Annotated in this window: 10 protein-coding genes; 1 reads left to right on the top strand and 9 read right to left on the bottom strand. The window is 56.6% G+C overall.

The genetic code is table 11. The annotated features are described in order from the left end of the window. Positions 1-19: 19 nt before the first annotated feature. Together AC0YNU_RS01070 and AC0YNU_RS01075 are read right to left on the bottom strand one after the other, a co-directional pair. Positions 20-1,039 carry a TIGR03943 family putative permease subunit gene (locus tag AC0YNU_RS01070; protein WP_475752467.1) on the bottom strand — a complete coding sequence of 340 codons (1,020 nt, stop codon included), beginning with the start codon at positions 1,037-1,039 and terminating at the stop codon, positions 20-22. Then, positions 1,036-1,953, bottom strand: a complete 918-nt coding sequence (locus AC0YNU_RS01075; protein WP_475752468.1) for a permease — start codon at positions 1,951-1,953, stop codon at positions 1,036-1,038. Before AC0YNU_RS01075 ends, AC0YNU_RS01070 begins: the two co-directional genes overlap by 4 nt. 176 nt (positions 1,954-2,129) lie before the next feature. Between AC0YNU_RS01075 and AC0YNU_RS01080 the strand changes: the two genes are divergently transcribed. Further along, the gene (locus AC0YNU_RS01080; RefSeq protein WP_475752469.1) at positions 2,130-2,936 is read left to right on the top strand and encodes a 3'-5' exonuclease; all 807 of its coding nucleotides are present in this window, start codon (positions 2,130-2,132) and stop codon (positions 2,934-2,936) included. A 270-nt stretch (positions 2,937-3,206) separates the two neighbouring features. Here AC0YNU_RS01080 and AC0YNU_RS01085 read toward each other — a convergent pair whose 3' ends face one another. From AC0YNU_RS01085 to abc-f, 7 genes are all read right to left on the bottom strand, one after another. Then, a complete protein-coding gene (locus AC0YNU_RS01085) occupies positions 3,207-4,703 on the bottom strand; it encodes a response regulator transcription factor (RefSeq protein ID WP_475752470.1) in 1,497 nt (498 codons plus the stop codon). Further along, complete coding sequence (locus AC0YNU_RS01090) at positions 4,700-6,439, bottom strand: cache domain-containing sensor histidine kinase (RefSeq protein ID WP_475752471.1); 1,740 nt, start codon at positions 6,437-6,439, stop codon at positions 4,700-4,702. Before AC0YNU_RS01090 ends, AC0YNU_RS01085 begins: the two co-directional genes overlap by 4 nt. An 11-nt stretch (positions 6,440-6,450) precedes the next feature. Beyond that, positions 6,451-7,269, bottom strand: a complete 819-nt coding sequence (locus tag AC0YNU_RS01095; protein WP_475753908.1) for a carbohydrate ABC transporter permease — start codon at positions 7,267-7,269, stop codon at positions 6,451-6,453. Then, a complete protein-coding gene (locus tag AC0YNU_RS01100) occupies positions 7,269-8,210 on the bottom strand; it encodes a carbohydrate ABC transporter permease (RefSeq protein ID WP_475752472.1) in 942 nt (313 codons plus the stop codon). Before AC0YNU_RS01100 ends, AC0YNU_RS01095 begins: the two co-directional genes overlap by 1 nt. Before the next feature lie 69 nt (positions 8,211-8,279). Beyond that, on the bottom strand, positions 8,280-9,629 hold the full coding sequence (locus tag AC0YNU_RS01105; RefSeq protein ID WP_475752473.1) for an ABC transporter substrate-binding protein: 1,350 nt from the start codon (positions 9,627-9,629) through the stop codon (positions 8,280-8,282). Positions 9,630-9,865: 236 nt separating this feature from the next. Then, positions 9,866-10,615, bottom strand: a complete 750-nt coding sequence (locus AC0YNU_RS01110) for a hypothetical protein (RefSeq protein WP_475752474.1) — start codon at positions 10,613-10,615, stop codon at positions 9,866-9,868. A 196-nt stretch (positions 10,616-10,811) separates the two neighbouring features. Further along, the gene (gene abc-f / locus AC0YNU_RS01115) at positions 10,812-12,641 is read right to left on the bottom strand and encodes a ribosomal protection-like ABC-F family protein (RefSeq protein WP_475752475.1); all 1,830 of its coding nucleotides are present in this window, start codon (positions 12,639-12,641) and stop codon (positions 10,812-10,814) included. Between the last annotated feature and the right edge of the window lie 22 nt (positions 12,642-12,663).

The following is a 12,663-nucleotide window of genomic DNA, read 5'->3' on the forward strand; positions in this document are numbered from 1 at the left end:
CACTGCGCCTTTGCTGCGGTCAAGCACGGTATACGTAGGGATCCTTCGGCTTCGGAATGCCCGTCCATTCCTTCACTTCGAGCACGGGCAGCGTCTGCTTGAACGGCTGATAGAATTCCGAGCTGAGCTTGCCGGTCACATGAACCCACTGATCGTTCTGAAACGACTGCCCGTCCGGGAACGTCACCAGCATGCCGAACACGCCGGAATCGGCCACGCAATGGATGAATCCGAATCGGAAGACGAAATACGAATTGCCTTCCGCCTGCTGGCCTTTATAGATAAATCCGTCGAAGCTGATCGTCCGTCCGATGAACGCATCCGGGTAATTGTACAGCGCCTCCAGCCCTTTTAAGAAAGTGGCGTCGGTCAATTGCACGTCCTTGGCCGTCTCGAACTCGTTCAATTCCTTCTTGGACACCTTGGCATACCCTTGCTTGCCGTAGAAGACGCTCGTATCCGGCTTCAGAAACTGGTGGAAGCCCGGATTGTCGGCCGACACGTTGAAATCGGGAAACGAGAAGCCCTTCGCTTTCACGAAGCTGGAATCCAGCGTTTGCACGGGCAGGATAAATCCGGTCAGCAGCGGGAAAATTAAGATCCCGTAGCCGAGGTACCTTTTCCATCGGATCGGCTGCTCATGAGAGTGGCCGTGATGGTGATCATGGTTGTGGTCATGGTGGTAATCATGCTCGTGATGGTGATCGTGATGGTGATCGTGATCGTGCTCGTGCTCGTGCTGATGATCATGTGCAGACTCATGGTCATGCGCATGAGGCTGCTGTTTCCGTTCGCCGAGCGAACCGCCTTCTTCAACGCTCATTCGTTCAGCTTCAGCCTGTGCTGCCTTGCGTTTGGCCGCCTCCTTCTCCTTCGCGTACAGGCGTACGAATTCGAATACGAACAAGATGGCCAGCAGCACGATCGCGCTTTCGGATAAATAGGCATATTTGGTATTAATGTATTTGTTCAAGTTGCCGTTCAGGTTCATCATCAGGAACAAACAGCCGAAGCCGGCCAATACATAAAGTCGGATCATCCGAACAGCCTCCCCACGAGCAGCGATACGCCAAGCGTACTTACGACGACGAGTCCGATCAGCACGAGCACGAACTTGCCGCGGAAGACGCCGAGCAGCATAAGCGTATTCTTGATGTCGATCATCGGACCGAAGACGAGGAAAGCCGACAGCGCTCCGATCGAGAACGTGCTGCGGAACGACGAGGCGATGAACGCATCCGCTTCCGAGCAAAGCGACATGACGAACGCAAGGACGATCATGACGAGCGAAGCGGTCACGGGATTGCCGCCCAGCTTCATCAGCGACGACGTCGGAATGAACGTCTGCATCGAGGCCGCGATGAATGCGCCGAGCACCAAATATTTGCCGACGGAGAAAAACTCGTCGATCGCATGCAGCATCACGTCGTACAAACGACGGTACATGGGCATGCGGTTCGCGGAAGACGCAATTGCCGTATCCGTGCTCGCCGCAATTTCCGGCATGGCATCCTCGTGCAGACGCATCGGCAGTTTCGGATACAGGAATGACAGGACGATCGCCGTCACGTAAGCGACCACGATCGCCGCGCCTCCGCGCACGAGCACCATATGCCAGTCATTGCCGAACGCGATATAGGTGGCGAAGAGCACGATCGGATTGATGATAGGTCCGGTAAGCATGAACGCGATGCCGGCATGCAGCGGAACGCCTTTGCGCAGGAGCCGGCGCGTGATGGGCACGATGCCGCATTCGCAGGCGGGAAACAACAAGCCGACGCCGCAGCCGAGAAGCGATGCCGCATAGCGATTGCGAGGCATGACGCGTGCGATCCAGCGCTCCGACAGAAACGTTTGAATGAGTCCGGAGACGATGACGCCGAGCAGAATGAACGGAATCGCTTCCATGATCATGCTGAGAAAAATCGTATTGAGCTGTAGAAACGTAACCATGAAATACCTCCGAAACAAAGTCCCCTAATCTCTCTATTTCCCTCATTATCTATCATTCCGTCATCAAAATCCAATGACGCTTCTGCGTCCGCACGCGATCCGCATTTTGCACCGCGACAACGCTTGCGGTTATCTGTTAGAATGGAGAGCGACATCATTGAGCGGAGGAAATGAACGTGGACTACATCATACTCGATATCGAATTCAACGGAAGAAAATTTGCCAGCGACCTGCCGATGGAGGTCATCGAGATCGGCGCGGTCCGACTGGATGCGGAGCTGCGTCAGACCAGCCAATTCACCTCGCTCGTCAAACCGGTCTATTTTGCCAAATTGAACGACTTCATTCAGAAGAAAACCGGTATCCCGCAGGAAGGCATCGATGCGGCTGCCGGCTTCCCGGCCGTCATCGCCGATTTCCTTGCTTGGCTCGGCCCAAGCGAAGAGCTGCTGATCGTTACTTGGGGCGGCGAAGATATGAAACGGATCGTCTTCGACACGCGGATGCACGGCATGGACGATGCCTACTGGCTCGGCGTCGACTATTACGACTTGCTGAAAGGCTACATTCAGCACAAGGGCGTCACGAATGACGTGAGCGTGGAGAACGCGCTGGCAGAGCTCGAAATCAGCGGCGACGACAATCAAGCCCACCGCGCGCTGGACGACGCCAGAATGACGGCGGAAATTTTCCGCGCGGTATTCCCGCATCTGAATTTCGACCGTATTCAGCGCTATGTGGACGTCTATTCCAATGCCAAGGAGCGCAAGCTGGTGAAGAACGCGATCCGCATCATCGCCGCGCAGAAAGTGACGCCGACGTGGGCGCTCATCGTGGAGCATGTGCTGACGGGCAAGATCGCGACGGACGATGTACGCAAAATGGCGGAGCTCGAGGCGGTGTTCGAGGCCGAGATGGCGAAGCCGCAGCGTAAGCTGAAGCCGGCTGCACCGCAGCCGCAGCAAGACACGCCGGCGAATTAAGCTTTAGGCCGGCTGGAGATTGCGATTGCGCCAAATGGAACCAGAACAGGAACAAAGGGATGGAGCAGAACTGCTTAGCTCCACCCCTTCCAGAGTGTCGAGTTAGTCCAACGGACTTTTCGGCACTTTTATTTTTTCGGTGGGTTTCTAACCGCCGATGTATTGGTGTTCACACCTAGTACACCTCTTGCTCCGATTTCGCTGCATTTCCGCCAATGTACTGCACCCAGTACAAGCTCTTGCTCAACCGCGAGCTTGCTCCCACCCGTCCTAGACCGACTTCCGATAATCGGACGGATACTTCCCGAACGTCTCCGTGAACAGCTTCGTGAAATGCCGCGTACTGAAGTAGCCCACTTCCTCGGCGATTTGTTTGATCGACAGACGGGTGCCGAGCAACAGCTCCTCCGCCTTTCCCATCCGCAGCCGCGTTAAGTATTTCATGAACGTCATGCCGGTCTTCTTATGAAACAGCGTACTCAGATAACTCGGCGTCACGTTCAACAGATCGGCGATTTGGCCGATACCGACCTCCTCGGCATAATGTTGATCGATATACCGCAGTACCTGCGTGACGACGTCGCTTTGCGCGATGTCCCTCGATTTGAGCTGACGCAGCATTTGCTCGCCGTACATTCGGAGCTCCTGCGCCACGGCATCGGACCCGCTCTGCACGGTAAGCCGAATCCCAGGCGCGGCGTGCCCGATGTATCGGAACAACGAACGTCTCTCGTCTTCGGTCGCCGTTCGTTCCCAGTTCGCGATCGCTGGTTCCAGCTCGGAGATCGTATTTTGAAAGTTTAAATAGCGTCCTTCATGTAAATATTCGAATGCCGCCGAAAGCTTCCGACCCAATGTCAGCAGCTCCTTCCTGTCCGTCATCGCCTGAAGGCCGGCATGCGCGATCACGCCGCCGAAACCGCAGAAGAACCGCAGCTCGCGCAGCTGCTGAAGACCTGCCAGCCGCATATTCAGTTCCTTGAATCCGCGGCAATCCCCCGTCGAGAACACGGTGACCGCTTCCTCTTCCGAGCTCGCTGCCGCCGCTTCCCGAAGCGCGTCTTCGAAGAATCCGCCAACCTGCCGCCTGCCCTCGCAGCCTTTGCCGATATTCCATGCGCCGACCGCGGCCAGTTCTCCGCCGGGCAGCGTGACGATCGCCAAGTAGATGCCGCAGTTCAGATGCCTGTCGACGCTAGCCGACAACTGCCTATAGAACGCGGCATGCGCCTCGGTACGCGCCTGCCCTCCCGCCGGACGGTCCTGCTCGAACACGGCACCCATGAAGCTGCCCTGATGGAAGACCCCTTCCCGGTCTTCCTGACGAACGGCAATCAATCCGTGGAGCAGCGCCGATAAATTGCTGCCGAACCGCTCGTTGTGAAGCAGGAGCATCTCTCTGCTATCTTTGTAGGTCGCATAGAGCGCTCGTTCCAGATCGTCAGGGCTGACCGGCTTCAATAAGTATTCTGAGGCTCCAAGCTTCACGGCTTCCTGCGCGTAGTGAAAGTCGGAATAGCCGGTCAGGATGATCCATTTCGACATCGGCGACAATGCTTTGCCGCGCCTTATCGCTTCAAGTCCGTTCACGCCCGGCATATGGATATCGACGATCGCCACGATCGGCTGCTGTTCGGCGAGCAGATCCAGCAGTTCTTCGCCGTTCGTCGCCTCGCCGGCAACCACCCATGCGGCATCCATCTCGCTGACCATGCTGCGAATCGCGTAACGGACCAAATTTTCGTCATCGGCAATGACCAGCTTCATGCAAGCAGCACATCCTTCAACGGGATTTGTATGGAAGCCTCCGTCCCTTCGCCCGGCACCGATCGCATATGAAACGTCGCATGCTCGAATGCCAGCTTCAGCCGTTCGCGGACATTCGTCACGCCTACGCCGCTGCGGCCGGATCCGGGATCGAAACCGATGCCGTTATCGGATACCGTGATAATCAAGCTGCCGTCCTCCCCGCCAATATCTTCGTAGCGGACGACATGCGCTTGAATGCGCAGCAGGCATGTTTTCTTGCAGGGTTCGATGCCATGAATGACCGCATTCTCGACGAGCGGCTGGAGCAGCAGCTTCGGAATGAGCATGGGATACACTTCGGGGGAAAAATCGATCTCGAATTCCATTTTGTCCGTGAACCGCATCTGCTGCAGCTCGCAGTATTTCTCCACGAACTCCATTTCGTCCTTCAGGCTTGCGCGGTCATTCTTGTCCAGCGTATAACGGAGCATGCCGCCAAGCGACAGTATCGCCCGTTCCAGCAGCGCGCTCTGGCCCGACCGGTTCAGGCCGATGAAGCCGTTCAGCGTGTTGTACAGAAAATGCGGTTGAATCTGCGATTGCAGCGCATGATATTCCGCGTTCCGCTGCCCGAGCACCGCGCGGTACTCGCGATCGATCAGCTCGCCGAGCCGGCTGATCATCGTATTCAGGCTAGAACCCAGCTGCGCGACCTCATCGTTGCCCTTTACCGGATAGAACGCCCCCATATCGCCTCGCTGCACCCGTTTCATCGTTTGGATCATCCGCTTGAACGGCGTCACCATCCAATGGGAGACGGTCGTATACAGAATAAGCGCGACCACGAGTCCGCCGACGGCAAACCAGATCCCCACGTCATACACGCGATTCAACTGCCGGCGTACCGCGGTTTCCGGAAACATGACATAGATCCCCCACTGAGAGCGCGCGATCGTTTTGCTCACGACATGGTAGTCGTCTCCCGGGGCATGGACGTAACCGGCGCCTGAAGCCAACTGCGCGCGCAGCTTGCCGACGGCGGGACCGCTCGCGTAGATGAGCTTTCCTTTGTCGTCCAGAATCGCGGCCAATGCGCCGTTCTTCAACCCGATGCCGTCGATCATGCGCTCGATGGCGACCGTGTCCGCATCCGCCATGATGACGCCGAGCGGGCGCCTCGTATCGGGATCCTTGATCAGACGGGCGACGGAAAAGACGCTTGCCCGCGCGCCGTTCAAGTAGTCCTGATCGTGGACGCTGATGAACGCCACGTCGCCGTCCGCCCGCAGCGCTTGGATATACCAAGCCTGCTTCGTGAACGGGAAGCGCTCGACCGGCCCGGTCAAATTGCTGGACGACGAGACGTAGACGGAACCGTCCATCGGCAGCAGGATCGTTCCGAGTATATCTTTGCGGGTATTCTTGAGCGCGTTCGGAAGCGTGGACGACAACGTTTGCCCTGCCTCGAACTGCTCGAAGGGCGTCAGCAGATTCCAGCCGTAGGTGGATTTCAGCTTCATCGCGCGCATGACGTCGTCATAGAAATACGGGGTGACCGTCATCCGGTCCAGGTCGTCGAGATACGTCTCGATATGCGACGTAAGAGCAGCTAAAGTCCCCGCCATTAGCGAGGACTGCTGCTCTTTGATGGAACGAACGTAATAGGCGGGGAGCTCCACGACGATGAGAACAATCGGAAGAATGATGGTGAGCAGGAATAGAAGCGTCAGCTTGAGCCGAATGGATTGTCTCATGAATCACTCCCCTATCCTTTGATGGCGCCGGAGGCAAGACCCGAGATGAAGTACCGCTGCAGAAACAAATACAGGACGATCATCGGCAGCGCGCCCATGAGCGAGCCCGCGGCCACCCATCCGATATTGCTGTTGTATTGGCCGAAGAACGAGGCGAGCGCGACCGTGATCGTCCGCGTATGCGGATGCTGCAGGAAGAAGACCGAGAATTGATAGTCGTTCCATACCGCGACGCCCGTCAGGATAATGACCGTGGCCGTGATCGGCTTCAAGAGCGGCAGCAGAATCCGATAAAACAGCTCGAACCGCCCGGCGCCGTCGATCATCGCGGCCTCGTCGAGCTCCCGCGGAATCGTGCTGATGAAGCCGGTGTACAGGAAGATCGTCATCGGCAGGTTGAACGTCACGAACAGGAGAATAATGCCCCAATATTGATTCATGCCTCCGATATCGACCATGAATTTATAGAGCGGCACGAGAATCGTGAGCGGCGGCACGATCAGCGCGGACACGAATACCGCATAGACGAATTGATTCCAGCGCGTCTGGTAGCGGGCGAGCGGATAAGCGGCGATGGAACCGATGAGGATGATCAGCACGACGGAGACCGCCGTCACGATGAGGTTGCTGCGGAACGCCGACATCATGTTCGCTTCGCGCCAGGCGCTGGAGAAGTTGTCGAGAAACAGATACCCCGGCATGACCCATTTGGAGCTCAGATCGTCCGCCGCTTTGAACGAGGTCGTCAGCAAGATGTAAAAGGGCAGGATATGAATCAAGCAGATAACGAGCGACAACGAGGTCAGCCATCCCGACCGGCTTCTTCTCATCAAGCGTGAACCTCCCTTCTACGGAGCAAGTACAAGGCGAAGATGCTGACGATGGAGATCATGACGAACATCAGAATGCCGATCGTGGCCGCGTAGCCCGCATCCTCCCTGCCGAAATACAGCAGATACATGATGGACGACATGGAGGCCGAAGCATAGCCAGGGCCGCTGTTCGTCATCGCGACGATGACGTCGAACAGCTTCAGCCCGCCGATCAAATTAAGCACCATGCTGATCGTGAGCGACGGAGCGATGAGCGGCCACGTGATGTGGCGGAACCTGCTGATTGCCGTGGCGCCGTCGATGGTCGCCGCTTCGTAATAATCCTTCGGAATCGTTTGCAGGCCAGCCAAGAACAGCACCATCGCGATACCCAGGTATTGGTACGTATTGACGAAGGTGATAATCCAGCTGTTCCAATCCTTGTCTCCGAGCAAATTAGACGGTTCGTCCTGGAACAACAGCAGGATATCGTTAATGGCGCCGCCGTCGTACTGGAAGAAGAAATACCAGATATAGCCCATGATCAGCGAGCTGATGATGACGGGCAGGTAAATAACCGTTCGCACGACGCCGCGCGTTCGGATATTCATATTCAGGAACAACGCATAGGCCAGTCCGATCAGATTCTGAAGGAACGCACTGCCTACGCCGTAAATAATCGTATTGCGAATGACCCGCCCCATGTCGGGGTCGTTGAAGAAACGCTTATAGTTCGAACCGCCGATCCATTTGTAATCCTGATTGTAGCCGTCCCAGTTCGTGAACGAAATTTGGACGCCCTTGACGAACGGATAGAAAATGAACACCGCGAACAGCAGCAGTGCCGGTACATAGAGCAGATTGAGCCACGCGGTGCTGCGCATCCGCTTCCGGGCAAGGCCCTGCAGCGGCGCGGAGGCGCGGTTCGTGCTGCGAACGACAACGGTTGTTTTCGCCATGCGCTCCCCTCCCAGCCTGAGATGGTGGTACGGGACGGAAAGAGCGGCGCCCTTCCCGTCCCGGCCTGACTATTGATTGCGGAGACGGTCGTATTCCTGCTTCATTTTATCTGCGAACTGCTCCGGCGAAACGTCCCCGGCGACGAGCGCCGTCCCCGTCTTGCACATGACGTCCCACATCCCGTTAGGCAGATATACGCGGTCGAAATAAGGGAATACGCGCACGTCGCTGAATTGCTCGTAATACTTCGTAAACTCATGCTCGGATGTAATATCCTTGAGCCCGGGCGGCAGCTTCGTGGCATTGGCGATCTTGGACATATTCTCGGGCTTGGAGAAAAAGGCAATCAGCTTCTTCGACTCCTCCAGATGCTTGCCGTCTTTCCAGGCCCCCATCGTATAGCGTTCGCCGCCGGAGAAGGTCTGCGAATCGCCGTCGACCATCGTCGTGAGCGGCATGATGCCGATCTTCACGTCCTTGTTCACCTTGTACACTTCGTCCGCGAAGGAAGGAGCGCCGAAGACGAACGCGATCTTCCCTTGCGCGAAGCGCTGCGGCATATCCGTGTATTTCGCGGTCAGGACGTCTTTATTGATGTAGCCGTTCTTCTGCATGTCGAGCAGCTTCTGGGCGAGCGGCGTCCATTTCTTCCAATCGAATGAGCCGTCCAGCAAGGTCGCCGCATCGTTCGTCGCCGGACTGATATACTGCGAAGTGGCGTATAGATCAAGGAAGCCGCCGATCATGCCGTTGTCGATGCCGGACATGAAGAACGGCGTAACGTCCCCTTTGCTTTCCGTCTTCAGTTTGTCTGCGGCTTCCATCAGTTCGGTGAACGTCGAAGGCGGCGCGATGCCATACTTCTCGAGCAAATCGGCGTTGTAGGATATCCCGTCCTTCGCCTCGCTCAGCACCAGCGCTTCGACTTTGCCGCTCTTGTTCGTGACCACCGGCTTGATCGTATCGGTCAGATTGGCCGCCCAAGTCTCATCCTTCAGGTCGGCCAAATACTTGTCGTAACGGATGACGGCCCAACCATGCGTGTCGAACACGTCGGGAAGATCGTTGGCGGCCATCTTAACCTTCAAAATATTTTCGTACTCCGCGCCGGGAAATTGGAATTCCACTTGGATGTTCGGATTCTCTTTCGTGAAGTCGGCGGCGATCGATTTCATCATATCCTGGTTCTTCAATTCTCCGATCGTGCTGTACACCGTTAGACGGACCTTCTCGCCGCTGTCCGGCTTGGGCGTATTAGCCGTATCGTCGGTCTTCGGTGCGTTGCCGTCTTCGTTCGTTGCAGCATTGCCATTGCCTCCGGAATTGTCGGCGCTGCTGCCGGATCGTTCCGAGCAGCCGACGAGTGCCGTCGAGACGATGAGCGATAGTGCGATCGTCGTGAACCAAGTTTTCCTCATCCTTAACATCCTCCCCTTATCGTTTGGATTGGAATGGGCGCTTCCGATTCCATACCTCCATCCTAGCATCGCTGACAGCGCTTTCAAATGATCCAATTCTGCTCGCGGCGCGCTCATTTCTTCACCCCGTGCCTCCCAATGGATTCGTGCGCCGGGCAGCGATTTCCTTCTCGGGCGAGCATGGATTGGTTTTTTTAGGAAAACTTAAAGGGCCGCATCCACGATGGATGCAGCCCTTATATGAATCGCGAGGCGCCGAGACACAGCTCCCTTGCGATTCGTTCCCAAATCGTATCGGTAATCATCCCGAGGTTAGAGCCCCGTTCCGGATGAACGAATGGCTCTTCCTTGCGAAAATAATGCTTATGGCCGCCGATCATCGGGATCGGAATGATATGCTTCGGCGCGTATTTGGATCGGTTCCAGAACGGGAATCCTCGTCGGCCGAGGCTTAGACCTCCCCAGCTTCCGAGGCTGGTCACGAAATCCGTGCAGTCCCCTTTCTCGTCGACCGAGACGACGTAATGCACTTTATCGGCATACTGCCCGTGAATCGGCAGCTTCGGCGAACCGATCTGGACGACGCGCCAATCCGGGATAATCCCTCCCCGGCTGAGCATGACGGCCGCCTGATAGGCAGCTACGCCTCCGCCGCTGTGGCCGATGAACAGGACCGGCCTGCCCGAGGAAAGCTTCCGAATCTGCTTCGCGACCGATTTCGCGCCGGATTGAGCCGATTTGGGAAGCCGCGACAAATCCCTTCGTACTTTAAGCAGCTGCATATAGAAATTATGCGTATGGTCACCGTAAGGAAAAAGCTCGCGAATGCGCGGGAAGAAGCCCGATTCCGCGTAGAGGCGCTGCAGCTCCTTCATGCATTCGGTGAAGATCGTGCGTGACGACCCGACGCCTGCCAATAAATAGATATCCCAATCGAATGCCCCTTCGGCTTCTGCTGCAGTCGCTGCCGTAGACTCCATCTGCATGCTGCCAACACCGCCTTTCTTGCGCCGAATGCTCCGCCGGCGTTTCCCTGCTGCTAGTATGCGGCAGGGAATGCGCTGACATTCACGTCTGCAAACGGTTGCTACATCGTATTCGCGATGCGGCGTCTGCGTTTACAATTTCGTTAAATTCGGGCCAAGCTTCGGATGCAACTTAAGGCGAATGCGGCCAGCAAAGCTAGTTCAGCAACTTCTTCTTCGCGATTTCGCTTTTCAGCTCTTCATCGAGCACCGCGTATCGGCCGTCCGTCGGCTTAAGCAGGCTCAACTCGCCGATCAGATAAGCGATTCGTGTCGTGACAAGCAGCAGTTCTTCTTCCCGCTGCCGCTTCTGTTCGCGTTTGCTTGCTTTTGAGCCCTCTGCGCTCGTGGCACTCTCCTGCCGTCGTGTACGTTCATCCCCGCCATCGCCGTCATTTCCACGATCGCTATCATCGTTGTCTTCAGCCTGCTGCTTCAGCGTATAATCGCGGAACCCGTTCTCCCACCGGCGCACGGCGCCGTCTTCGATGACGAGCAGCTTATCGCAGAGCTTCTCGATCAGATACCGGTCATGGGACACGATAATCAGCGTCCCTGCATAGGATTCCAGCGTCTGCTCCAGCTGTTCCCGGCTCGCCAGATCCAGATGATTCGTCGGTTCGTCCAGGATAAGCACATCCTGCTCTTGCAGGATCAGCTGAGCCAGCTTGATTCTGGTTCGTTCGCCGAGACTGAGCTGCCGGATCGGCTTCTCCAGCATCGGCTCATCGAAGCCCATGTTCGCAAGCAGCGTCCTCGCTTTGCCGATGTCGCCGCTCAGGTCGAACGTATGCCGCAGCAGGTCCAGCGCGGATTGTTCTTCCTTGAGGTCCGACACGTCCTGCGTCAGGTAGGCGATTCGCGCCGTCGGGCTGATCCATAGGACGCCTTCGTCTGGCGTTTGACGATGGATGAGCATCTCGAGCAACGTCGTCTTGCCCGCGCCGTTCGGCCCGATCAGCCCGATTTTCTCGCCCCTTTGAATATAGAATGAGCTGTCATGGAATAACCGTCGGTCCCCAAACCGCTTGCCGATACGGTTCGCTTCCACGATTCGGCGTCCCCGCTTGCCGGGATTATCCCAGCCGAAAGCGACCTTCGCCTCTTCCTTCGGCTTCTTTACGCCTTCGACGTCGATCTTCTCCAGCCGATGAATGCGCGATTTGATCTGCTTATCCATGCTCTTCGCTTTGCTGCGGTAAAATTCCTTGATGCCTCCGCGAGTTGCGGCTGATTTGGCTGAATCCCGATGAGCCTTCTCGGACCAATTCTTCAATCGATTGATCTCGGCTTCGATCTTCCGCTCGTACTTATGCTGTTCCTCGTAATGGTGGAGCTGACTGGCGTAACGGCGCGCCTTCTCCTCCCGGTAATACGTATAGTTGCCCGGGTAATCGATCGAGATGCCATCTTGAATCTCGACGATTCGGTCTACCGCCTCGTCCAGGAAATAGCGGTCATGGGAAATGATGATCGTCGTGCCGCCGAAGCTCCGAAGCTCGCCGATCAGCCAATCGACGCCTTGATAATCCAGGTGGTTCGTCGGTTCGTCGAGGAGCAGGATATCCGGCTTCGATGCCCAGATATGCGCGATGGCCAGCTTCGTGCGCTCTCCGCCGCTTAATCCCGCGAAGCGGGATTCCTCCCACTCCTTCACGTTGCGCAGGCCAAGGCGGCTCGATATCTCCAGGAAACGCTGGTGATCACCCTCCGATTGTTCCGCCTTCATCATGCCGCTGAAAGCGTGAATGGAATAAGAAGTCGATTGGCGCAAATAGCCGATCCGCAGTCCTGCCGCATGATAGGTCAACGTGCCGCTGTCCGGCTGCGAGGAACCGAAGATCATTTCGGCGAGCGTCGTTTTGCCTGCGCCGTTCATGCCGACGAGGCCGATCCGTTCGCCGCCGGCGATATCCATATTGATTTTTTCCAGCACGGTCAGATCGCCGAACTGTTTGTTCACATTCCGTATCGTAAGCAATGTCATCTTCATCACCACTCCAATTTGT

The organism is Paenibacillus sp. J31P316 (assembly GCF_056269105.1).